Origin of the sequence: Amycolatopsis nigrescens CSC17Ta-90 (assembly GCF_000384315.1) — a bacterium.
Taxonomy (GTDB): Bacteria; Actinomycetota; Actinomycetes; order Mycobacteriales; family Pseudonocardiaceae; genus Amycolatopsis; species Amycolatopsis nigrescens.
In genome coordinates, this window is the sequence record NZ_ARVW01000001.1 from 3,988,296 (window position 1) to 4,010,686 (window position 22,391).

Here is a 22,391-nt window from a genome sequence, read left to right on the forward strand (position 1 = left end):
CCCGCATGAGCACAGGAGCGGCAATGGCAGACGCGGCAAGCATCGCCCGGCGTGACGCCCGGTTCGGCACCGACCTCCGGCTGCTCGGCGATCTCGAACGGGCCGAACAGCGGGAACGCGGCAGTGACCTGCGCACCGCCGTCCGCCCGGAGACCTCCGGGACGGACCTGCAGCGGCTGATCGGCGTGCCCGATCTGCAGCAGGCCCTGCTGCTGAGGTTCCTCACCGAGCAAGGGGAACTCGCCCATCTCGGCCACCCGGACTACGGCAGCAGGCTGCACGAGCTGATCGGCGAGCCGAACACCGAGACCACCCGCAACCGGGCCAAGCTCTACGCGCTGCAGGCCCTGCAGGCCGAGCCGCGGGTGGCGCGGGTCCAATCCATCGAAGTGCGCACCCAGCGGAGCAGGCCGAACCGGATCGACATCTCGGCCTCGGTGCTGACGATCGACTCGGACACCCCGCTCAACCTGGTGTTCCCGGTTCAGCTCGACGGAGGGACGCCATGAACGGCGACACCGCGACCCTGATCGACCGCCCGTACGGCGACCTGGTCGACGACATCCTCACCGCCGTGGTCGGCGGGGTGGTGAACGAGCCGATCCCGTTCGACCTCAAGGTGCTGACCTATCCGCTGGCCGAGCGCGCCACCGGGGTCCGCGGCATCACCGGCACCGCGGCTCGCGCGCGGCGCAACTTCTTGCCGCAGATCGACTTCGTGTTCGATCCGGCGGCGAACGTGGTGGTGTGGCTGGAGGACGGCACGCTGCCGGACGACGACACCACCTTCTTCGTGGACTACTTCCGGGTGGACAGCCGGTCGCCGCTGACCGACATCAACGTCGGCAGCGTCACCCGCACCCTGTCCGAGGCGGTGGGCCGCGAGATCGCCACCGTGTACCAGCAGATCAACCTGGCCTACCTGTCCGCCTTCGTGGAGACCGCGACCGGGAAGTCGCTGGAGTACGTGGTCTCGATCCTGGATGTGTTCCGCAAGACCGCGGAGTTCGCCGAAGTGCTGGTGACCTTCTTCCGCAGCCCTTCGGTGGACGGCAACATCACCATCGCCGCCGGCACCCGGCTGGCCACCGCGAAGGGCGTGGTGTTCGTCGCCGCCCAGCCGCGCACCCTGCAACGCGGCCAGGCGCGGATCGACGTGCCGGCCAGGGCGGACGTCGGGTTCGCCGGGGACGCGGGCCTGGTCGCGGCCGGCGAGATCACCGAGATGACCCAGCCGGTGGCCGGGATCGAACGGGTCAGCAACCTGGACCCGGCGCAGCGCGCGGCGGCCGACGAGACCGACGACGAGCTGCGGCTGCGGGCCAAGGCGGCGCTGCGTTCGCTGGGCAAGGCCACGCTGGCCGCGCTGGACAGGGTGATCCGGGAGGGCCGCGGCAAGCCGGTCGAGTTCTTCGACCCGAACAGCCCGCCGGCCACCAGGTCCGATCCGGGCACGGTGACCGTGGTGGTGGACGCCGAGCCGGAGCGGCTGCCAAGCCTGCGGGCCGCGGTGCACGACACCAGGGCCGCCGGGGTGCTGGCCACCCTGCTCGCGCGGTACGTGTTCATCACGCCTCGCCTGGTGGTGTCGGTGGACGGGAACATCTCCGCGCCGGGCAAGGCGCAGATCGCCGCGGACGTGGTGGCCGCGCTGGGCGCCCACGTGGACGGGCTTTCCCGCGGGGACAACGCGGACGGCGCGAAGCTGCTGGAAACCGTGCTCGGCGTGCCGGACGTGCTCAGCGCGACGATGAAGGACGTGGTGGTGGCCCGCGCGGACCTGTCCGGGCCGGGCGGTGGCGACGCGGGCCTGGTCGCGGCGCTGCTCACCGCAGCGCGGAACACGCCGCCGGGTGACGAGGATGCGTTGCGCACGGCCTTCGAGAACGCGGTCACCGCGTTCGGGCCGCAGGCGCCCGGCGACGGCCGGATCCCCGACCGCGGGCTCTTGCAGTCCACTGTGGACGGGCGAGCCGGGCAGCAGGCGACCGACGCCGAGATCGAGGCCGGCACCTACCAGGTGGTGGCCACCGTGGACGGCGACCAATGGTGGATCGCGCTGGACATGTCCGCCGCGGACATCCGGCTGGAGGAGGCGTCCGGTGCCCAAGGTTGACCGCATACTCGCCAACCTGCCGCCCACCTTCCGGGTGCGCGGCGAGCCGTCGGCGCTCCGCGCGCTGGCCGAGGCGTACGGCGGCGAGTTGCAGGCGGCGGAGAACTCGCTGGTCGCGGTGATGCGCGCGCACTGGGTGGACTTCGCCGACGCCGGTGAGCGCGAGATCCACGACCTGGCCGGGATCGGTGCGCTCTACGGGCTCGCGCCGCGGCCGGACGAGTCGGTCGAGGAGTTCCGCGAGCACCTCAAGCGCTATGTGCGGACCTTTCTCGACGGCACGGTGACGGTGCAGGGCATCCTGCGCGTCACCGCGGAAGCGCTCGGCCTGCACATCGAAGATGACGCGTTGGACGAATGGTGGAACCGCGCGGACCCGGTGCTGGTCACCAGCACACCGCGGAACACCGACGCCGCCGCGCTCGTGCTGGGTTCCGGTTCGGCCGAGCGCATCGGGCATGATGCGCTGCCCGCGGTGCTGCTCGGCACGGTGGAGCTGCGGGCCGGGGTGGACCTGCGGGCCACGCCGTTGCTGCGGATCGCGCTGGACGGCCGCGGTGCGGTGCCGGTCGACCTGACCGACGGGGCCGCGGATCCGGCGGCGGTCACCGGCGCGGAGATCGTGCGGGTGCTCAACGCCGAGTTCGGCTCGGAGTTCGCGTCCCTTGTGGACGGTCGGCTGCGGCTGGTGTCGGAGTCCTCCGGCCAGGACGCCGGGCTGCTGGTCGCGGACGGTCGCGAGGACGGCGCCGGCCTTGTGCTCGGCCTGCGACCGCGGGCGTACCAAGGTGCGGCCGCGACCAGGGCGCGGGTCACCGGCACGGTGGACCTGAGCACCCCGGTGGACCTGACCGGCGCGCGCTACCTGCGGCTGGTGATCGATGGCAGCCGGCTCGCCGAGATCGACTGCGCGGCGGGCTCGGCCGACCCGGCGGCGGTGGAGCTGGACGACATCGCCACCGCCATCGACGACGGGCTCGGTATCGCGGTCGCCACGCACGACGGGCGTTTCCTCACCCTGACCTCGCCGACCCTTGGCGTCGCCGGCCGGATCGAGTTCCGCCCGCCCGCCGCGCAACCGGCGACGGCAAGGCTGTTCGGGCCGGTGCGGCCGCTCACCGTCGGCACCGACGCGCGGCGTGCGGTGCTGGCCGGCGACCGGGACCTCGCCAACGGGGTTGACCTGAGCGACGGCTCGCGGCTGCGGCTCGCGGTGGACGGCAGGCCGCCGGTCACCGTGGACATCGCCGGCGCGGACCCGGCCGCGACCACCCCGGCGGAGATCGTCACCTCGGTGAACGAGGCTCTGCGCGCCGACATCGCTTCGCACGACGGGCAGCGCATCACGCTGGTGTCGAGCAGCCCCGGTGAGGACGGCACGCTGGTGGCCGGCGAGGTGGACGCGGACGCCGCCGAGCCGGTGCTCGGGCTGCGGCCGCGCCGGGTCACCGGCAGCCCACCGGCGACGGCCGCGCTCACCGGCACCGTGGACCTGTCCGCGGGCGTCGACCTCGGCGCGCGGCACCTGCTGGGGCTCACCGTGGACGGCGGCGGCCAGGTCGAGGTGGACCTGCGCCACGGCGCCGCGGATCCCGGCGCGGTGACCGTGGAAGAGCTGGCCGACGCGGTCAACCACGGCCTCGGCGCGCCGGCCGATGATCCGGTGGCCACGCACGACGGCGCGCACCTGATCCTCGTTTCGCGTGATCCCGGTGCGGGCGGCCGGATTCTGGTGCACCCGCTGCGGCGGACCAGCCGCCGCCGGTTCGTCACCAGGGCCATGGTGACCGACGACGCGGGCACCCGCGTGTTCGGCTTCACCGCCGGGCGCGCCACCGGCCTGCCGCCGGTCGCGGCGGAAATGGCCGGCGTCAACGACCTCAGCGGCGGGGTGGACCTGTCGGTGCTCAACCGGCTCCGGCTCACCGTGGACGAGCAGACCAAGGAGATCGTCTTCAACGCCCAGCCCCGGCCGCGAGCGACCACCCCAGTCGAGATCGTGGATGCGATCAACAAGGAGTTCGCCGGGGCCGCAGGCACGGACGGGCACCGGATCACGCTCACTTCGGGCACTGCGGGAGCGGACTCGCGAGTGCTGCTGAGCCCGCCGCGTGACCGCGACGCGCTGGACAAGCTCGGCCTGAACACCGGGCTGGTGCGCGGTGCCAACGCTTCCGGCGTGCTCTTCACCGGCACCCTGGACCTGAGCGCCGGGGTGCACCTGCCCGCCGACGCCACCGTCCGGCTGGCCGTGGACGGCGGCGCCGCGGCCGACATCGTGCTCGGCGACGGCACGGTGGCCGGGATTCGCGGGCTGAGTCAGCTGGTGGCCGCGGTGAACCAGGCGATGGTCGCGCAGGTCGCCGCGCACGACGGCAAGCACCTGCTGCTTTCCGCCGGGATCGGGCTGGAGATCGCGGTCCCGGAGAGCGGCACGGACGCGACCGCGCTGGTGCTCGGCATCGCCGCGCCGCGGACCTACCTGGGTTCGGCGGCCACCTCCGCGAGCGTCACCGGCGGACCGGTACCGGCCGAGCTGGCCGAGGCGAACCTGCTGCGGCTAGCGGTGGACGGCAAACCGCCGGTCACCGTGGACCTGAGCCGGGGCGCGGCGAACGCGGAAGCGCCGACCCCGTCCGAGATCGCCGCCGCGGTGAACGCGGCCAGCACCGCCATCGCCACCACCGTGCCGGTGCCCGGCGGCACCGCGATCTCGCTGCGCTCGCCGTCCACCGGCACCGGCAGCAGGCTGGAACTTCAGCGCACCGGGGCGGACGATGCGGCGTCGCTGATCTTCGGCACCGCTCCACGCGAGGTCACCGGGGTCGCGCCCGAGCGTGCGGTGCTGACGGGCACCGCGGACCTGCGGGTGCCGCCGGATCTGTCGGCGCGGTCGGTGCTCCGGCTGGCCGTGGACGGCGGCGAACCGGTGGACATCGACCTGGCCGGGGTCACCCCCACCGCCACCCTGGCGGTCGAGATCGTGGCCGCGATCAACGCGGTGCTGCCCGGCACCGCCGAGGTGACCGCGGACGACCGGCTGCGGCTCAGCTCGCCGACCGCTGGACTCGAAGGCTCAGTAGAGCTGATTCCCTTGCGGTTCCTGGAGGTTCAGGAGTATCCACCGTCCGAAGAGGACATAGAGGTGGCGGTGGGGCACGGTAGTCCGATCGGCATCCGCAACACCGGCGCGGCCGCGGTGCCCGGCACGGTCGAGCTGTTCAGCGCGGCCGGAGTGGCCGGCCCGTGCGTGGCCGACCCGGTGGCGGGTTGGTCGGTCCGGGTGGAGGAGCCGATCGGCGCTGGCGGGCGGCTGCTGCTGTCGGTGCGCCCGGACGGTGCTGGAAGCGACACCGTAGCTGCGACCGTGATCGAGCGCGGCCGTCCGCGCCAGGTACCCGCTGAGCTGGTGTCGGTCACCGGCACCGACCCGTTGCTGGTCCGCCGCGGCCTGAACACCTGGCGGTTCTACGAGTGCAAGGCGGCCAGGTTCGACTTCGCGCGGTTCGACCACGACCGGTTCGCCGGTGGCCCGTGCACCGAGGACGCCATCTTCGATCTGAGCCGGTTCGGCCCCGGCCCCGGTTTCCCGCGCGCGGTGTTCGCCGCCGAACGGCACCCGAAGCCGACCGGCAGGCTCACCGTCCGCTGGCAGTCGCATCTGCCCGGCGCGTTCGAGGTGAACCTGCCCGCCGAGCTGGACCGCAGGTTCGGCGTGGCCTTCGGCGACGGCCGGTTCGGCGGCCGGGAGCCCGAACGGTTCCCCGGCGTGGTCTGCGAGCCGGAGCGGGACAACCCCGACTACCTGGAGAAGCGAATCAACTCCGACGGCGGCTCGAACCTGGTCGTCGCCGAACGGGTGCGGAAGGTGCCGATCGGTTGGTCGCCGGTGGCCCTGCCGTTCCGCGAACCGGCGCGGCTCAGCCTCGGCGGACGGGACGACCCTGCCCGGCTGTACCTGTCCGAACCGGGCCTGGAAGGCGATTTCATCCTGCTCAGCGCCTTCGAACCGGGGGTGTGGGGCAACGAGATCACGGTCACCGGCAGGGCGAGCGGCCCGGCGATCTACGACCTCGAAGTGAGTTACCCGGGCGGCCGCTTCGAGAACGCCCGCCAGGTGGTGGCCGGGCCGGAACTGCCCGCGCTCGCCGACGACCTGCTCCGGCCGGTGCCGGGCGGGGTGCTGCTGGCCAAGTCCGCCGGGGTCCACGCCGGCGTGACCAGAGACGCGACCTATCAACAACAGGAGAAGAAATGACCGAGACGGAACCCTACGTGCAGCGCGGCCCTGGTGACCTGGTCACCGCGGAGGACTGGAACGAGGTGCAGCGCAAGATCTTCGAGGACATCCGCAAGGAGGCGAAGAAGGCGGCGGACGGGGTGGTGCGGGTGCCCAACGCCGACGACTCCGACCACATCGAGGGCAAGGACCTCAATGCGCTGACCGAAGAGATCACCAAGCGGGTGCTGGACCAGGTGCGCGGCCGCAGCGGCTACCAGCAGCTGTTCAAGGTGCTCAAGCAGGGCGAGATCACCGTGCTGGAGCACAAGCTGGGCACCGCGCCGCTGGTGGACGCGTACAAGCTGGAGTACTTCCGGGTGGTCTGCCGGGAGGACGACGAAACCACCGACGCCTACGCCACGTTCTTCCTGCACCACACCAGCGAACGCAAGATCCGGGTGCCCGGCTCGGGTAGCGGGAGCTCGCGCGACTCGGTGGACATCCAGCCGAAGGACTTCCCCGAGCTCGGCGTCCCGTTCGCCGAACTGCTGGCCAGGTACAAGGTGCCCTACACCGACACCACCAGCCTGGACGACCTGGAGACGGAGTTCTGGAAGGCGTTCTTCCGCGACCCCAACGACCAGTTCAACGACGACCAGTACTGCCACTCGCCGTGGTTCGAGCGTTGCTGCAAGGAGCAGCAGAGCGTGCGGCAGCTCAAGGAGAAGGGCGACTGGGACGACATCGTCTTCCAGATGCGGCCGCGCAAGGTGCTCAACTACACCGACCTGCCGCTGGTCACGGGCGAACCGCCGAGGGCGCTCACCCGCCCGGCGAACGTGCTGGTGCAGCACCTGGACAACAACCGCACCGCGGTGTGGTTCGAGGGCGACGCACTGCACGACCCCGATGAGGACGGCGTGGAGTTCAAGGCCCGCGAGTACATCGGCGTGGACACCTTCGACCAGGAGCTCAAGGTCATGCTGCTGCTGAAGGTCTGACCTGTTTCTCAACCGTGGCAAAGGAAGGACGGGCGATGAAGGTCCGTACCCGGCACAGTGGCCGGCGGTCGCCGTTCGAGCGCGACCGCCGGCTGGTCCTGCGGCGGCTGCCGGCCGGTGCGGTGGTCACTCGCGCGGCGATCACCGTTTCGCCGCACAGCCTCGATCCGGAGCGCCGGTTCACCGAGACCATCACCTTCGCCGGCCCGGCCGGTGACTGGGGCGCGAACAAGCGCGCCGTGCCGGGGACGCCGGCCGCGGTGGAGATCGAGCTGCACGCCAGACGGCAGCTCGCCGCGGTGACCGGCACCGGCCTGACCACCGGCAAGCTGCTGGTCGACCTCGGCGGCGGGTTCACGCCGGTCGGGGCGACCGGAGCCATCGGCGGCACGCCGGAGTTCGAGCTGCCGGCGTCCGGGGAACTGCCCGGCCTCACCGTCACCGGGCTGCGGATCAGCCAGACCGGCTCGGACGTGACGACGCTGCGGGTGGCGTCCCCGCCGAGCAACGTGACGCTGGCGGTGGCCGGTGGGCCGGTCTTCTTCACGCATTTCGGTGCGCTGGTGGAACCGGTCACCACCCCCGACTTCGCCGGGTTGCTGCAGGCGATGCTGCCGGAACTGGAAGTGCTGCACGGGCACCACGTGGTGCCGTTCGTGCTGCATTCGGACAGCATCGCGCGGCTGGATCTGGTGCTGGACCTGGAGTTCGAGGTGGAGACCGGCGCCATGCCGGACGGACTGGGCACGATGCGGGTGCCTTACACCTTCGACGGCGCACCGGAAGGTGGCCGGGCGTCGCTGGCCGTGCCACCCGGCATGGTCGCCGCGCCGGGCGGCACCACCGGGCGGATACAGGGCGCGTTCGAAGCGAGCAAGGTCGTGCACGGGCCGGTCGCCGCCGGTGCCCCGGCCGAGCTGGTGCCACTCGGCCCGGAAAGCCCGCTGGCGCAACCTTTCGTCCTCGACCGGACCGAGCTGGCGACCTCGGTCGACCTGCTGCTCACCGCGGTCACCGCGGAGGTCGCGCTGACCGTGGACCTGGTGGAGGACGCGGACGGCAAACCGGGCCGCCGCTCGCTGCTGCCCGCGCCCGCCGCCCGCGCGCTGACCCGCGACCAGGCACCCGGCCCGACCTGGGTCAACATCGCGTTGCCGGGCGAGGTGGAGTTCACCGAAGGGGTCCGCCGCTGGGTGGTGCTGCAGGCCAAGACGGGCCGGGCGGCCTGGGGCACGGATGGTACGGACGGGGTGAGCCTGCAGCAGACCGGCGACGGCGGCCTGTCCTGGCGGCAGGCCGGTGCCGGGCCGTCGGCCGCCAGGCTGCGGTTGCGGCACACCGCGCGGGACTTCCGGATGCCGCTCGAACTCCGGGTCGCGGCCGAGGAGAGCGAGGTCGCCGTTTCCCTGCAACGGTTCGCGCCGCAGGGCGCGATCGACCTCGGGCTGGACTTCCCGGAGGTCGCGGCCGCGGTGAACGAGGCGCTGACCACCGCCGGGCACGGCGCCGATGGCGGCGGCGAGCACGTGGCCAACGGCGGGTTCACCGACTGGTACCGGATCGGTGCCGAGCCGGATTCGAACGAGAGCGGCGCGCTGCGGCCGTCCTCCGCGCAGCCGGTGTTCGGCCCCGCGGTGTTCGGACCCGCCGGCCGGACGGCCTATCTCGCGCTGCGCGATGGGGCCGGCGCCCGGCTGGCCGCGTTCGACCCGCTCTGCCGGGACGAGCTGCTGAACTCCGAGATCGGTTCCGGCGTGCCGACCGCGATGACGCTCGACGCGGCGGGCGGCCGCGCACTGGTCGCGCTGGCCCAGCCCACCGACCTCGGCCCGCTGGCGGTGACCGTGCCGGGCTGGCGGCTCGTGCTGGTGGACACCGCCACCGGCCGCCTGATCGGCTCGCCGGTGCGGGCGCAGGTGCCGGACGAGGAACCGGTGCCGCCCGCGGTGCACGCGCTGGTCTGCTCGGCGGACGGGCTCGCGGTTTTCGCCCTCTGCCAGGAGGACGACACTTCGTCCAGGCTCTACCGGATTCCGTGGACCCTGCTGGCCGACGCGGCCATCGCCGGGACCGAACTGCCGCTGGCGGAGCTGGAGTCGACCGAGCTGGGCGGTAGGCCGAAGGCGCTGACCGTCGGCCAAGACGGAAAGCTTTACGTGCTCACCGAATCCGTGGAGCTGAGCACGTTGCACGTGCTGGCCGGAATAGCGGACTTCGGGCGGTCGGTGACCGTGCTGAACGGTGCGGCCGATGTCGCGGTCACCGGTTCCACCGTGCTGGTGGCCGGTCCGGCGGTGCTGCGCTTCCTCCGCGCCGGCGATCTGCGCACCGTGGTGGACCTTCCGCTGGAGGTGAGCGCCCGCCGGGTCGGCGTTGACCCGGCCGGTGAGCTGGCGCTGGTCGCGCACGACGGCGGGCTGCTCTCCGTCGACCTGCGAAGGCGGGTCACCCGCCCGGTCTTCGTCGGGCTCAGCAGCGGCGACGGGCTGGCGATGAGCCCGTCCGGCACGCACGCGGTGGTGACCGGGGACCAGTTCGCGGCGGCGAAGATGGTGGTGCTCGGCCGGTTGCAGCCGGTGGACTGGCAGCTCACGGCGGGCGAGGTCCGGCCGCGGTGCCTGGCCAACGGGTCCGGCACACTGGCGGTGCTGGGCGTCCCTGGCGGCTGCATTGGTTACCTGGCAACACTTTCCGCGCTTTCGCAGGTGGTGCCGGTGGTCGCCGGCACCCGGTACCGCTTCGCCTTCGACGGGGTCACCGACTCCGAAGGCGCGACCGGCGAGGTCATCTGGCGCGGCGTCGGCTGTGCACCGCTGGGCACCGAGCGGTTGCCGGTGACCGTGCTGGACCTCGACAACGAACGGACGCTCGACCGGCTGCCCCGGCACGAGACCGCGCTGGTCTCCCCGGCCGGCGCGACCCAGGCGGAGATCCGGTTCTCCACCCAGGAGGGCGTGCTCGGCGTGGACTCGGTGTCACTGGCCGGTTCGGCGAACGTGGCGTCCCCTTCGTGGCAGCCGTCCGAGCCCTCGGTGCTGGTCACCCCGGCGGACACCGGGCTGACCTTGGCCAACGGCGGCGGTGCGCCCGCGGCGGTGCGCCAGTTCGCCGCGGCCGAGGGCGGGCAGCGGTTCGGGCTGGAGGTCACCGCGGTCGCTTCGCCGGGCTGCGCGGTCGAACTCGCGTTCTCCGACGAGCTGTCCGCGCCGGTCGGCGAGGTGGTCCGGCTGGAACTGGACCAGCTGGAGTTCGACGTCAGGGCGGTTTCGGGCGAGGTGCCGGTGGGAACGACCGAGGCCGAGCTGAGGATCGTGCTGCCGCCAGGCGGTTCGGTCGAGCTGACCGCGCTGGAGCTGACCATCGGCGCGGCGAACGAGGTCGGCCTGTACTTCGTCTCCGAGGCGCCGGGTGAGCTGGCGATGACCGGGGTGGCCGTGCGGCTGGACCTGGCCGCGCCGAGCGTGCCGCCGGTCCCGCCGGACGGGCTGTGTCCGCCGCGAGCACCGGCCGGTGACGGAGAACAGTGCTTCTGCGGGCCGTGCGGGCAGGACCGGCCGGTCGGCCGGAGCACCCCGGCCCGGACCGCGTCCGGCCGTCCGGCGTCGGTGACGGCCTGTCCCGCCTGCGGCAGCCCGCGGATCCGACTCGGCGGCCGGCCGGTCGCCGGTGCGGACCCGGTGGCCCTGCCGCTGTACCGGTTGCCGGCTCGCTCCGGCCCGCCCCGCCGCGGCCCGGCGGTCCGGGCGAAGCTGCGCGTCCCGGCGAAGCTCACCGCGATCTCCGGGGTCGCCGCCAACCGCGCCGCCGAACTGCGCGCGGCCGGCATCCCGACCGTGGTCGCACTGGCGAAGGCCGAGGTCGCCACCGTCGCCGCACTGCCCGGCTTTTCCCCAAGAATGGCCAAAACCTTCATCGCCGAAGCCAACCGTCTCGTCCAGGACCGAGGCGAACACGTCCTCTTCGACCGCTGATTCGGCGTGTTGGCCGTTGGCGGCGCCGAGTTGGCCGTCCAGGTCGCCGAGTTGGCCGTTCCGGGACGGCTAGCCGGGCGATCCGCCGGTCCGGTGCGCGGCGCCGAACGCCACCCAGCCGCCGCCCTGCGCCAGCGCGGCCAGCACGCGCTCGGCCTGTTCGGCGAACCCGGCCATGTCCGCGCGCAGCAGCGCGGCGCGTTCGTCGTCGAGCGGGGTCTCGTCGTCGTACCACAGCTCGACCGGCGCGGCGGTCAGCACGAAGATCGACTGGAGCAGCCCGAGCACCTCCGCCGTCCCCTCCGGCTCGGCCGCGCGGTACTCGACCTCGATCTCGGTGCACGCCGTCTGCAACTCGCGCAACGGCCGTACCGCTGCCGCCGGGGTGCCGTGGGCCGTCGACCACACCGGGTCGCTGAGTTCCAGCCACAGCCGCCAGCCGGCCACCAGCTCGGCCTTGTTCCGTGGCGTCCATTCCATCCACCAACTGTCGACCGCCCGGGTGGGGGAGGCCAGCGCCAGGTGTGTGATCTCACAGCCACGTCACCCGGCTGCGAACCCGCCGCCTAGATTGGCAGGAATCAGCGTTCGTCTGCCTCGGGAGGATCCATGACCAGCAAGCCGTCCGCGGGCACGGCCGGGGACTTCCTGCTCGGCGGCGATCTCCCGGTGCGCCGGATCGGCTACGGCGCCATGCAGCTGGCCGGGCCGGGTGTGTTCGGCCCGCCGGCGGACACCGGCGAGGCGATCGCGGTGCTGCGCCGCGCGGTCGAGCTGGGCGTGAACCACATCGACACCGCCGACTTCTACGGCCCGTACGTGGTCAACGAGCTGATCCGCGAGGCGCTGCATCCCTACCCGGAGGACCTGGTGCTCGTCACCAAGGTCGGCGCCAGGCGGGACGCCGAGGGCGGCTGGCCGTTCGCGCTCGCGCCCGATGACCTGCGCACCGCGGTGCACGAGAACCTGCGGCGACTCGGCGTGGACCGGCTCGACCTGGTCAACCTGCGGGTCGGCGACGACCACGGCTCGATCGCCGAGCCCTTCGCGGCGCTGGCCGAGCTGCGCGAGCAGGGCCTGATCCGGCACCTCGGCATCAGCAACATGAACGCCGGGCAGCTCGCCGAGGCTCGCGGGATCGCACCGGTGGCCTGCGTGCAGAACCACTACAACCTGGTGCATCGCGCGGACGACGCGCTTCTCGACGCCTGCTCCGCGGCCGGTATCGCCTTCGTGCCCTTCTTCCCGCTCGGCGGTTTCACCCCGCTGCACGATGAGCGCCTCGGCGCGGTCGCCACCCGGCTCGGCGCGACCCCGATGCAGGTGGCGCTGGCCTGGCTGCTGGCCCGCTCGCCGTCGATCCTGGTCATTCCCGGCACCTCCTCCCGCGGCCATCTCGACGAGAACGTCGCCGCCGGTGAGCTGCGCCTCGACCCCGGAACGCTGGCCGAACTGGACGCCATGGCGGGCTGATCCCTTGCGCTCACCGGCTCCGCTGGTTGAAGATTGAACGATGGCTCAGCGTTCGACACCGCCGTTTCGCGCCGACCACGTGGGCAGCCTGCTCAGGCCGCCCCGGCTGCACCAGGCGCGGGAGAAATTCGCCAATGCCGAGATCAGCGCGGCCGAGCTGCGCGCCGTCGAGGACGACGCGATCCGGGACGTGGTGGCCCTGCAGCGCGCGGCCGGGCTGCGCTCGGCCACCGACGGCGAGTTCCGGCGCTCGTCCTGGCACATGGACTTCATCTACCAGCTCGCCGGAGTGTCCAAAAGCGACGAACGGCTGCACGTCAAGTTCCGCAACGCCGCCGGTGACCGCGAGTTCAGCCCGCCTGGCCTGCAGGTGGACGGCCGGGTCGGCCTGGACGAGACCATCTTCGGCCGTGACTTCAGCTTCCTGAAGTCCATTGTGGACGATGAGATGACGCCGAAGCAGACCATTCCTTCGCCGAGCATGGTCTACTACCGCGGCGGCCGGGCCGCCGTGGACGAGCGGGTCTACCCGGACCTCGAGCAGTTCTTCACCGACCTCAGCGCGGCCTACGCGAAACAGGTCGCCGGCATGGCCGAGCTGGGCTGCGGCTACCTCCAGCTGGACGACACCAGCCTGGCCTACCTCAACGACCCGAAGCAACGCGAGCTGGTCGCCAAGCTGGGCGGCGATCCGGAGACCCTGCACCTGCGCAACATCGCGCAGCTCAACGCCGCGCTGGCGAACCGGCCGGCCGGGCTGACCGTGACCACGCACATGTGCCGCGGCAACTTCCGCTCCTCCTGGGCCGCCGAGGGCGGTTACGACTTCGTCGCCGAGGCGCTGTTCTCCGAGCTCGAAGTGGACGGCTTCTTCCTCGAATACGACGACGAGCGCTCCGGCGGCTTCGAGCCGCTCCGGTTCGTGCCCCGCGGCAAGTTCGTGGTGCTCGGCCTGGTCACCACCAAGAGCGGGGAGCTGGAGAGCGTGGACTCGCTGCGCCGCCGGATCGAGCAGGCCGCCCGGTACGTCGACCTCGACCAGCTGTGCCTTTCCCCGCAGTGCGGCTTCTCCTCCACAGTGGAGGGCAACGACCTGACCGAGGACGAGCAGGCGCGCAAGCTGGCCCGCATCGTCGAGACCGCGGAAATCGTTTGGGGCGGTCAGTAGCCTGCTGGTGTGGCACCACAGACGCTGATCTTCGACGCGGACGACACGCTCTGGGAGAACAACGTTCTCTTCGAGCGGGTGATGGACGACTACCTGGTCTGGCTCGCGCATCCGAGCATGGACGGGGCCGAGATCCGGCGTATCTTCGCCGAGATCCAGGCCGGGAACATCGCCACCCACGGCTACGGCGTGCCGATGTTCCTGCACAGCCTCGGCGACTGCTTCGAGCGGCTGCGCGGCCGTCCCGCGACCGCCGCCGAGCGCGCGGAGATCGAGGCGCTCGGCGCGGTGCTGACGGAGAACCGCGTCGAGTTGATCGCCGGGGTCGCCGAAACGCTGGCGGAGCTGGGCGGGCGGCACGAGCTGTTCCTGCTCACCAAGGGCGGCCGTGACGCGCAGCAGCGCAAGGTGGACGCGTCCGGCCTGGCCGAGCGTTTCCGCGACGTGCACATCGTGCCGGAGAAAGATGTCGCCACCTACCAGCGGATCGCCGCCGAGCTGGCGCTGGTGCCGGAGCGGAGCTGGATGATCGGCAACTCGGTCAAGTCGGACATCCTGCCGGCCAGGGCGGCCGGCCTGAACGCGGTCTTCATCCCGAACGAGCACACCTGGGTCCTCGAACACGAGGAGCTCGACGACGAGCACGTGCTGCGCCTGGAGAAGTTCCCCGACCTGCTCACCCACTTCTGACGTCGTGAGTGGAAAGTGTTGCCGGGACAACACTTTCCACTCACGACCGCTGACCTGCATGAACTAGCCTTGTCGGATGCGGCACAACGGTGGTCGGGCTTCGGTGGCGGACCGGGTGCTGGACGTGCTGGACGCGTTCAGCTCGGAACGCCCGGAGCTGACCCTGTCCGAGCTGAGCCGACGGGCCGGCCTGCCGCTGTCCACCACGCACCGGATCGTCGGTGAGCTGACCAGCCGCGGCGCGCTGGAACGGGACGCCGAGGGCCGCTACCGGGTCGGGCTGTGGCTGTGGGAGGTCGCGTCGCTGGCCCCGCACGGGATGGGGCTGCGGGCGACCGCGATGCCGTTCCTGGAGGACCTGTACGAGGCAACCCACGAGAACGTGCAGCTCGCCGTGCTGGACGGGCCGGAGGTGGTCTACCTGGAGCGGATCTCCGCGCGGGGCGCGGTGAACGTGCTGTCCAGGGTGGGCGGCAGGCTGCCAGCGCATGCCACCGGGGTCGGACTGGTGCTGCTGGCCAATGCGCCGGCGGAGACGCAGGAGCAGGTGCTCGCCAGGCCGTTGAAGCGGTACACGGCCAAGACCATCGACTCGCCGGCCCGGCTGCGCCGGGTGCTGGCGGACGTGCGCCGCGACGGGTTCGCGATCAGCGACGGCCAGATCGAGCTGATCGCGCTGTCCGTGGCGGCCCCGGTGTACGGGCCGGAGGACACCGTGGTCGCGGCCATTTCGATCGTGGTGCCGGCCGAGGGCACCGACCCCCGCACCCTGGTGCCCGCGGTGCGGGCGGCGGCCAGGGGCATCTCCCGCACGTTGGGCGCGCCGAGGGCGGTGCGGATGTCGGATGTGGCGTGGCGGGACGGGCCGTGAACCTGGCTTCCATTCAGTGGAAGTCGAGGCGCGTGCCGGCGCGTGGGAAAAGCAGGCTGGCGGGGAGAGTCGCGAACCGAGGAGGAACGAGTGGCACGCACCAGGGTGGGCATCGTCGGCGCGGGCCCGGCCGGCCTGCTGCTGTCCTATCTGCTGCATGCCGAGGGCATCGACGCGGTGGTGCTGGAGGCGCGCGACCGCGAGTACGTGGAGCAACGGGTCCGCGCCGGGGTCTGCGAGCACCCGACCGTGGAGCTGCTCCGCGACCTCGGCCTCGCCGGCAGGCTGGACGCGGAAGGGCTGCCGCACCACGGGTTTTCGCTGCGCTTCGACGGCACCGACCACCGGATCGCGCTGACCGAGCTGACCGGCAAGTCGATCACGGTGTACGGGCAGCAGGAGATCGTCAAGGATCTGCTCGCCGCGCACGACGCCAAGGGCCTGCCGGTAGAGTTCGAAGTGTCCGATGTGGAGCTGCACGGGCTGGACACGGACCGGCCGCGGATCGGCTACCGCGACCGGGACGGGGTGGCGCGTGAGCTGGACTGCGACGTGGTGGCCGGCTGCGACGGCTTCCACGGCATCAGCCGGCCGTCCATCCCGATCGACCGGCGGACCATTTTCGACCGCAGCTACCCGTTCGCCTGGCTCGGCGTGCTGGCGCGGACTCCGCCTTCGCACGAGGAGCTGATCTACACCCACCACGAGCGCGGGTTCGCGCTGCACAGCATGCGCACCCCGGAGATCACCCGGCTCTACCTGCAGGTGGCCGGGAATGAGCGGATCGAGGACTGGTCCGACGACCGGATCTGGACCGAGCTGCAGCTGCGGCTGGCCACCGACGCGGAGTTCGAGCTGCGCGAAGGGCCGATGCTGGACAAGGGCATCACGCCGATGCGGAGCTTCGTCACCGAGCCGATGCGCTACGGCAGGCTGTTCCTGGCCGGGGACGCGGCACACATCGTGCCGCCGACCGGCGCCAAGGGCATGAACCTGGCCGTCGCGGATGTCCGGGTGCTCTCCCGCGCGCTGACCGAACTGCTGCTGCACAACAGGAGTGAGCTGGCTGAGTCCTATTCGGACACTTGCCTGCGGCGGGTGTGGCGTGCCGAGCACTTCTCCTGGTACATGACCTCGATGCTGCACGTGGACCCGGCCGCGGACGAGTTCGGACGGCGGTTGCAGCTCTCGCAGCTGCGCTACACCGCCTCCTCCGCGGCTGCGGCGACCAGTCTCGCGGAGAACTACGTCGGCCTGCCCTTCACGTGATCGTCAACCGGTGGTTGACGAATGCGGGTGCGTCAACTTATGGTTGACGCATGACGAATCCAGTACGGCTCGACGACATGATCGACTACATCAAGCAGCGCGCCCCCGAATCCGACGTCCTGCGACAGCTCTCCGAAGCGGTACTCGCGGCGGAAAGCCTCGGCGAGGTCGCCGACCACCTGATCGGCCATTTCGTGGACCAGGCAAGGCGTTCCGGCGCTTCCTGGACCGAGATCGGGCAGAGCATGGGGGTCAGCAAACAGGCCGCGCAGAAGCGTTTCGTGCCCAAGGACCAGTTCTCCGCGGCGGACATCGCCCGCGAGTTCGGCCGCTACACCGACCGGGCGCGCCAGGTGGTGGTTGCCGCGCAGCAGGCCGCGTTCGACGCCGGCAACGAGCTGATCGGCACCGAGCATCTGCTGGCCGGCCTGCTCCAGGTGCCGGAAGGCTTGGCGGCCAAGGCGATCGTGAAGTTCGGCGCGCCGATCGAAGAGGTCTCACGGCTGCTCGGCGCCCGGTTCGGCCCGAGCGTCGAGCTGACCTCCGAGCAGCTCGCGTTCAGCGTGTCGGCGAAGAAGGTGCTCGAACTGACCCTGCGCGAAGCGTTGCGGCTGGGGCACAACTACATCGGTACCGAGCATCTGCTGCTCGCCATGCTCGAGTTCGGTGAGGGCGCCGGTCCCGAGGTGCTGGCCGAGGTCGGGGTGGAAAAGCAAGCGGTTGAAGAGGAACTGATGAAGGTGCTGGCGGCCGTGTTGAAAAAGCAGTCGGAACTTTCGAAGGGTGTCAATTAATCACCAACAACGCCTACCGTCCGTGGTGTCCCCCGGGGCAGGGGGGTACTCACGGAGGAGGCGGAATGAAGGCACGTTCCCTGATCATGGGGCTGATCGCGGGCGCCGCTTGTGCGGCGACCAGCGTCCTCGGGGCCGGTTCGGCGAGCGCGGACGTCAACCCGTTCATCGTCGGCGGCGGTGACGCCGACCAGACCTACTCGTTCATGGTGTCGCTGCAAAGCCCGTCGGGTGACCATTTCTGCGGTGGTTCACTGGTCAAGGCCGACTGGGTGGTGACAGCGGCGCACTGTGTCGAGGGCAGTTCGCCGGGCGACGTCAAGGCGCGGATCGGCACCACGGACCGCACGCAGGGCGGTGAAGAGGCGGACGCGTCGAAGATCATCGTGCACCCGGACTACAACGGTTCCGGGCCGGGTGGCGACATCGCGCTGGTGCAGCTTTCCGCGCCGGTGAAGGCGGCCACCGTGCCGCTCGGCACGGCCGCGGACGCGGGCACCAAGTCGCGGCTGATCGGCTGGGGGCAGACCTGCCCCGAGCGCGGCGGCTGCGAGGCGCCGGTGACCTTGCAGCAACTGGACACCCAGGTGGTGGATGCCGGGAAGTGCCAGGGCATCGACGGCAGCGTGGAACTGTGCACGGACAACCCGGACGGCGACAAGGGCGCCTGCTACGGCGACTCGGGTGGCCCGCAGGTCGTGCAGGCGGACGGCAAATGGCAGCTGATCGGCGTGACCAGCCGTAGCGGCAACTCGGACTCCAGCTGCGCCACCGGTCCGTCCATCTACACCTCCGCCGTGGCCTACACCCCCTGGATCTCCGAAAACACCGGCTCCTAACCAAAGTCCGTGAAGGCCACCTTACCTACCTTCAAGGTAGGCAAGGTGGCCTTCACGGACAGGAGCTATTCGCGGGTGAAGTGGAAGGGGCAGTGGGTGCCGCCGAGGCCGATGGTGGTGGCGCGGTCGAAGCGGAAACCGTGCCGTTCCGGGTCTATGCCGTCGATCCAGGTCTGGTCGAAGGCGCACATGGACGGGGTCAGCTCGGCGGCGGAGTTCGCCACCAGCACGTCGTGGTAGAAGCACCGGTGGACGTCCAGCAGGTAGCGCTGGTCGTCGTCCACCGGCCGCCGGAAGGTGAAACCCTTGCCGAACGCCAGTTCCTCGCGGGACTTGGCCATTTCGACCATGGCGGAGAAGGGATCCGGCGCGGCGTCCAGCATGGCGCGGGTACCGGCTCGCATGTCCTCGGCGAACGGTTCCACGAACGCGGCCTCCACCGCCGCGATGGCCCTGTCCCGGCCCAGTTCCGGCCGCAGCGACCGGTAGCCGGCGACCAGCGCCAGGGTCAGTTTCAGGTTGTGCCGCGCGGGTTCGTCCACCACGAGCCCGGCATTGGCCGCTTCCAGCTCGGCGTGCCGCCGCTTGATCGCGGTGAGCAGCTCGGGATCGAGCCCGTGCTCGTGCAGGGTCCGCGCCAGCTGTTCGTAGTAGCCCTCGATGAGCAGGGCGAGATCTTTCTCGGGGTCCGGGGTGTAGTCGCCATCGGACAACCCGAATTGGTCGGTGGTCATTGCGGAAACGGTCCTTTCCATCGGAAAGACCGCCGGCGCACTCCACCGACCAACCGGCGCCGACGAACTTCAGTTCATGCTGACTTTCCCGTTGTACCACGCGCGAAGCGATCGGTGGCCGAAATCAGGGCGTCCAGGGTGCCGGGCTCGTCGAAGGCGTGCCCGGCGTCGTCGATCATCACCAGCTCCGCGTCCGGCCATGCCTGGGAAAGCTCCCATGCGGTGCCGGCCGGGGTGAGCATGTCGTAGCGGCCCTGCACGATCACCCCTGGAATGCCGGCCAGCCGGTCCGCCTCGGCCAGCAGTTGTCCCTCGGACAGCCAGGCGCCGTGCCGGAAGTAGTGGTTCTCGATCCTGGCGAACGCGGTGGCGAACCGTTCGTCGGTGAAGCTCCGCACCACGTCCGGTCGCGGCCGCAACGCGATCAGGCTCGCCTCCCAGATGCTCCACGCGAGCGCCGCGGGCTCGTGCACCGCGGGATCAGGGTCGTTGAGCAGCTCGTGGTAGACCGCGATCAGGTCTTCGTCGCGCCGCGCTTTCGGGACGGGCTCCAGGAAGGACTGCCACAGATCGGCGAACAGGGTGGCCGAGCCGCCACCGTAGGCCCAGTCCAGTTCCTTGCGCCGCACGGTGAAAATGCCGCGCAGCACCAGTTCGGTGACCCGCTCCGGATGTTTCTCCGCGTAGGCCAGCGCCAGCGTGCTGCCCCACGAGCCGCCGAAGACCTGCCACCGGTCGATGCCGAGGTGCGCCCGCAGCCGCTCCATGTCCGCGACCAGGTGCCAGGTGGTGTTCGCGGACAGGTCCGCGTCGATCCCGCTGGCGTGCGGCAGGCTCTGCCCGCACCCCCGCTGGTCGAACAGCACGATCCGGTAGACCGCCGGGTCGAACAGCCGCCGGTGCCGCGGCGAGCTGCCGCCGCCGGGCCCGCCGTGCAGGAAGACCACCGGCTTGCCGTCCGGTTTCCCGGACTCCTCCCAGTAGATCGAGTTGCCGTCGCCCACTTCCAGCAGGCCGGAGTCGTTCGGTTCGAGTTCCGGGTAGTAGTCGCGCATGTCCCCACTCTGCCCGAACTGGTCAGCGTCCGGCGATCAACAGGTGGAAGGCCCGTTCGCTGCGGCCGATCCGCCGGTCCTCCCGTACCTCCAGCCCGGCCGCGCCGAGCAGCCCGACCACTTCGGACACCGGGCGAAGCCGGAAACCGTGCGGGGTGAACGGCATCTCCGCCATCGCGGCCGGGTCGCCGATGCCGACCACGGCACGCCCGCCCGGCCGCAGCACCCTGGCCAGCTCGGCGAAGGCCACCGCCGGCTCGGCCACGAAGTACAGCGTGTTGCAGGTGATCAGTGCGTCCAGCGAAGCGTCCGCGAGCGGCAGCTCGGTGATCGAGCCGCGGTGCAGCCGCACCCGCTCGTCCCGGCCGAACCGCTTGACCGCGCCGTCGAACATCGTCTCGGACACCTCCACCCCGTGCACCGCCCCGGCCGGGCCGACCCGGCCGAGCAGCAGGGAAAGGCCGAGCCCGCCACCGAAACCGATGTCGGCCGCGGTCTCCCCGGCGCGCAGTTCCAGCGCTTCGACGGCGCCCGCGACCGGTGCGTTGTTCGCCCGGTTCAGCATCCGGCCGACCAGCTTGCCGCGCACTCCCCGCGGATGGCCGAGCTGTTTCGCCAGCCCGGCCACCAGCGAGTCCTTGAGTGTCATGCGGGCGATTCCGGACGGCCGTCTTCGGCCCACGCGGTGTGGAAGGACCCGTCGCGGTCGACGCGCCGGTAGGTGTGCGCGCCGAAGAAGTCCCGCTGCCCCTGCACCAGCGCGGCAGGCAGCCGCTCCGCGCGCAGGCCGTCGTAGTAGGCCAGCGCGGTGGCGAAACCGGGCGTCGGGATGCCGAGCCGGACCGCGGTGGAGATCACCGAACGCCAGGCGTCCTGCGCGTCCGCCACCGCGTCCTTGAAACCGCCCGAGGTGAGCAGCGTCGGCAGGCCGGGCTCGGCGGCGTACGCGGACCGGATGTCGTCCAGGAACTTCGCCCTGATGATGCAGCCGCCGCGCCAGATCGAGGCCACCGCGCCGAGGTCGATGTCCCAGCCGTACTCCGCGCCACCGGCCTGGATCATGTTGAAGCCCTGCGCGTAGGCCACGATCTTGGACGCGTACAGCGCCTTTTCCACGTCGTCCGCGAAGGTTTCCGCGGCCGAGCCGGCGAGTTTCGGCCGGGACGGGCCGGGCAGGCCGAGGCTCGCCTTGCGCAGGTCCCCGTGCCCGGACAGCGAACGGGCGAACACCGCCTCTGCGATCCCGCTGATCGGCACGCCGAGGTCGAGTCCGATTTGGACGGTCCAGCGGCCGGTGCCCTTCTGCTCCGCCTGGTCGGTGACCACGTCCACGAACGGCCTGCCGGTGGCCGCGTCCGTGTGCGCGAGCACCTGCGCGGTGATCTCGATCAGGTAGGAGTCCAGCCTGCCGGTGTTCCAGGTGCGGAACACGTCGGCGATCTGCGCCGGCTCGTAGCCCGCCGCGCCGCGCAGCAGGTCGAAGGACTCCGCGATCAGCTGCATGTCGGCGTACTCGATGCCGTTGTGCACCATTTTCACGAAATGTCCGGCACCGTCCGCGCCGATGTGCGTGCAGCAGGGGGCGCCGTCCACCTTGGCGGAGATGTCCTCGAACAGCGGCCCGAGCGACTCGTAGGACTCCTTCGAGCCACCCGGCATGATGCTCGGCCCGTGCAGGGCGCCCTCTTCGCCGCCGGAGACGCCGGTGCCGACGAAGTGCAGCCCTCGCTCGCGCAGGGCGGCTTCACGGCGGCGGGTGTCCGCGAAATGCGCGTTGCCCGCGTCCACGATCACGTCGCCCTTTTCCAGCAGCGGCGCGAACTCCTCGATCACCGCGTCGGTGGGCGCACCGGCCTTGACCATGATCACGACCTGTCGCGGCCGCTCCAGCGAATCCACGAACTCCTGCGCGGAGTACGCCGGGATGAACTCGCCCTCGCCGCCGAACTGCTCCACCAGATCGCGGGTCCGCTGCTCGGATCGGTTGTGCAGGGCCACGGTGTGCCCGTGCCGAGCGAGGTTGCGGGCCAGGTTGCGGCCCATCACCGCCAGCCCGGTGACGCCGATGCTCGCCTTGTTGCTCATGTGCGGTGCTGCCTTCCGTCCAAGCGTCCCAGTCCTGCCCGCAGACTATCGCGATCGGCGGCCGCGATCGGGGTGCCCGCCTCGCAGGTCACGACCGTCCGGC

Annotated in this window: 17 protein-coding genes; 12 read left to right on the forward strand and 5 right to left on the reverse strand. The window is 71.3% G+C overall.

Going from position 1 to position 22,391, the window contains the following annotated elements; all coding sequences use genetic code 11:
- Positions 1-23: 23 nt before the first annotated feature.
- From AMYNI_RS0118845 to AMYNI_RS0118865, 5 genes are read left to right on the forward strand one after another with little or no spacing between them, the layout of a single operon-like run.
- Complete coding sequence (locus tag AMYNI_RS0118845; protein WP_020669590.1) at positions 24-509, forward strand: GPW/gp25 family protein; 486 nt, start codon at positions 24-26, stop codon at positions 507-509.
- Positions 506-2,116, forward strand: coding sequence for a baseplate J/gp47 family protein (locus AMYNI_RS0118850; RefSeq protein ID WP_020669591.1), 1,611 nt, complete (start codon positions 506-508; stop codon positions 2,114-2,116). The genes AMYNI_RS0118845 and AMYNI_RS0118850 overlap by 4 nt, the downstream gene beginning before the upstream one ends.
- Positions 2,103-6,374, forward strand: coding sequence for a hypothetical protein (locus tag AMYNI_RS0118855; RefSeq protein WP_020669592.1), 4,272 nt, complete (start codon positions 2,103-2,105; stop codon positions 6,372-6,374). Before AMYNI_RS0118850 ends, AMYNI_RS0118855 begins: the two co-directional genes overlap by 14 nt.
- On the forward strand, positions 6,371-7,339 hold the full coding sequence (locus AMYNI_RS0118860) for a hypothetical protein (protein WP_020669593.1): 969 nt from the start codon (positions 6,371-6,373) through the stop codon (positions 7,337-7,339). Before AMYNI_RS0118855 ends, AMYNI_RS0118860 begins: the two co-directional genes overlap by 4 nt.
- A gap of 35 nt (positions 7,340-7,374) precedes the next feature.
- Entirely contained in the window at positions 7,375-11,310 is a 3,936-nt protein-coding gene (locus tag AMYNI_RS0118865) for a helix-hairpin-helix domain-containing protein (protein WP_020669594.1), read from the forward strand.
- A 69-nt stretch (positions 11,311-11,379) separates the two neighbouring features.
- On the opposite strand, the gene AMYNI_RS0118870 is transcribed toward AMYNI_RS0118865, so the two are convergent.
- Complete coding sequence (locus tag AMYNI_RS0118870; protein ID WP_020669595.1) at positions 11,380-11,790, reverse strand: hypothetical protein; 411 nt, start codon at positions 11,788-11,790, stop codon at positions 11,380-11,382.
- A 129-nt stretch (positions 11,791-11,919) separates the two neighbouring features.
- On the opposite strand from AMYNI_RS0118870, the gene AMYNI_RS0118875 reads away from it, so the two are divergent.
- From AMYNI_RS0118875 to AMYNI_RS0118905, 7 genes are all read left to right on the forward strand, one after another.
- Entirely contained in the window at positions 11,920-12,783 is an 864-nt protein-coding gene (locus AMYNI_RS0118875) for an oxidoreductase (RefSeq protein WP_020669596.1), read from the forward strand.
- Positions 12,784-12,823: 40 nt separating this feature from the next.
- Positions 12,824-13,951 (forward strand): 5-methyltetrahydropteroyltriglutamate--homocysteine S-methyltransferase, encoded by a 1,128-nt coding sequence (locus tag AMYNI_RS0118880; RefSeq protein WP_026360636.1) that lies wholly within the window; start codon positions 12,824-12,826, stop codon positions 13,949-13,951.
- 9 nt (positions 13,952-13,960) lie between these two features.
- Positions 13,961-14,641: an HAD family hydrolase gene (locus AMYNI_RS0118885; RefSeq protein WP_020669598.1), complete on the forward strand. Its 681-nt coding sequence runs from the start codon at positions 13,961-13,963 to the stop codon at positions 14,639-14,641.
- Between the two features lie 76 nt (positions 14,642-14,717).
- Positions 14,718-15,512, forward strand: a complete 795-nt coding sequence (locus AMYNI_RS0118890; RefSeq protein WP_020669599.1) for an IclR family transcriptional regulator — start codon at positions 14,718-14,720, stop codon at positions 15,510-15,512.
- A 90-nt stretch (positions 15,513-15,602) separates the two neighbouring features.
- A complete protein-coding gene (locus tag AMYNI_RS0118895) occupies positions 15,603-16,781 on the forward strand; it encodes a 4-hydroxybenzoate 3-monooxygenase (RefSeq protein WP_020669600.1) in 1,179 nt (392 codons plus the stop codon).
- Between the two features lie 50 nt (positions 16,782-16,831).
- On the forward strand, positions 16,832-17,575 hold the full coding sequence (locus tag AMYNI_RS0118900) for a Clp protease N-terminal domain-containing protein (RefSeq protein ID WP_026360637.1): 744 nt from the start codon (positions 16,832-16,834) through the stop codon (positions 17,573-17,575).
- Between the two features lie 65 nt (positions 17,576-17,640).
- Complete coding sequence (locus tag AMYNI_RS0118905; RefSeq protein WP_020669602.1) at positions 17,641-18,414, forward strand: S1 family peptidase; 774 nt, start codon at positions 17,641-17,643, stop codon at positions 18,412-18,414.
- Between the two features lie 65 nt (positions 18,415-18,479).
- On the opposite strand, the gene AMYNI_RS0118910 is transcribed toward AMYNI_RS0118905, so the two are convergent.
- The 4 genes from AMYNI_RS0118910 to gndA all read right to left on the reverse strand — a co-directional run bounded on the left by AMYNI_RS0118910 (position 18,480) and on the right by gndA (position 22,288).
- Positions 18,480-19,148, reverse strand: a complete 669-nt coding sequence (locus tag AMYNI_RS0118910; protein ID WP_020669603.1) for an L-2-amino-thiazoline-4-carboxylic acid hydrolase — start codon at positions 19,146-19,148, stop codon at positions 18,480-18,482.
- A gap of 74 nt (positions 19,149-19,222) precedes the next feature.
- A complete protein-coding gene (pip, locus tag AMYNI_RS0118915) occupies positions 19,223-20,203 on the reverse strand; it encodes a prolyl aminopeptidase (protein WP_020669604.1) in 981 nt (326 codons plus the stop codon).
- A 22-nt stretch (positions 20,204-20,225) separates the two neighbouring features.
- The gene (locus tag AMYNI_RS0118920) at positions 20,226-20,852 is read right to left on the reverse strand and encodes a methyltransferase domain-containing protein (RefSeq protein WP_020669605.1); all 627 of its coding nucleotides are present in this window, start codon (positions 20,850-20,852) and stop codon (positions 20,226-20,228) included.
- Positions 20,849-22,288, reverse strand: coding sequence for an NADP-dependent phosphogluconate dehydrogenase (gene gndA / locus AMYNI_RS0118925; protein WP_020669606.1), 1,440 nt, complete (start codon positions 22,286-22,288; stop codon positions 20,849-20,851). The genes AMYNI_RS0118920 and gndA overlap by 4 nt, the downstream gene beginning before the upstream one ends.
- Between the last annotated feature and the right edge of the window lie 103 nt (positions 22,289-22,391).

What these genes read in the sequence shown, in the direction of transcription:
- AMYNI_RS0118860 (WP_020669593.1), top strand. Translation starts at nt 6,371, where the DNA reads ATGACCGAGACGGAACCCTACGTGCAGCGCGGCCCTGGTGACCTGGTC.
- pip (WP_020669604.1), bottom strand. Translation starts at nt 20,203, where the DNA reads ATGCGCGACTACTACCCGGAACTCGAACCGAACGACTCCGGCCTGCTG.
- AMYNI_RS0118890 (WP_020669599.1), top strand. Translation starts at nt 14,718, where the DNA reads ATGCGGCACAACGGTGGTCGGGCTTCGGTGGCGGACCGGGTGCTGGAC.
- AMYNI_RS0118905 (WP_020669602.1), top strand. Translation starts at nt 17,641, where the DNA reads ATGAAGGCACGTTCCCTGATCATGGGGCTGATCGCGGGCGCCGCTTGT.
- AMYNI_RS0118900 (WP_026360637.1), top strand. Translation starts at nt 16,832, where the DNA reads ATGACGAATCCAGTACGGCTCGACGACATGATCGACTACATCAAGCAG.
- AMYNI_RS0118920 (WP_020669605.1), bottom strand. Translation starts at nt 20,852, where the DNA reads ATGACACTCAAGGACTCGCTGGTGGCCGGGCTGGCGAAACAGCTCGGC.
- AMYNI_RS0118910 (WP_020669603.1), bottom strand. Translation starts at nt 19,148, where the DNA reads ATGACCACCGACCAATTCGGGTTGTCCGATGGCGACTACACCCCGGAC.
- AMYNI_RS0118850 (WP_020669591.1), top strand. Translation starts at nt 506, where the DNA reads ATGAACGGCGACACCGCGACCCTGATCGACCGCCCGTACGGCGACCTG.
- gndA (WP_020669606.1), bottom strand. Translation starts at nt 22,288, where the DNA reads ATGAGCAACAAGGCGAGCATCGGCGTCACCGGGCTGGCGGTGATGGGC.
- AMYNI_RS0118870 (WP_020669595.1), bottom strand. Translation starts at nt 11,790, where the DNA reads ATGGAATGGACGCCACGGAACAAGGCCGAGCTGGTGGCCGGCTGGCGG.
- AMYNI_RS0118875 (WP_020669596.1), top strand. Translation starts at nt 11,920, where the DNA reads ATGACCAGCAAGCCGTCCGCGGGCACGGCCGGGGACTTCCTGCTCGGC.
- AMYNI_RS0118880 (WP_026360636.1), top strand. Translation starts at nt 12,824, where the DNA reads ATGGCTCAGCGTTCGACACCGCCGTTTCGCGCCGACCACGTGGGCAGC.
- AMYNI_RS0118865 (WP_020669594.1), top strand. Translation starts at nt 7,375, where the DNA reads ATGAAGGTCCGTACCCGGCACAGTGGCCGGCGGTCGCCGTTCGAGCGC.
- AMYNI_RS0118845 (WP_020669590.1), top strand. Translation starts at nt 24, where the DNA reads ATGGCAGACGCGGCAAGCATCGCCCGGCGTGACGCCCGGTTCGGCACC.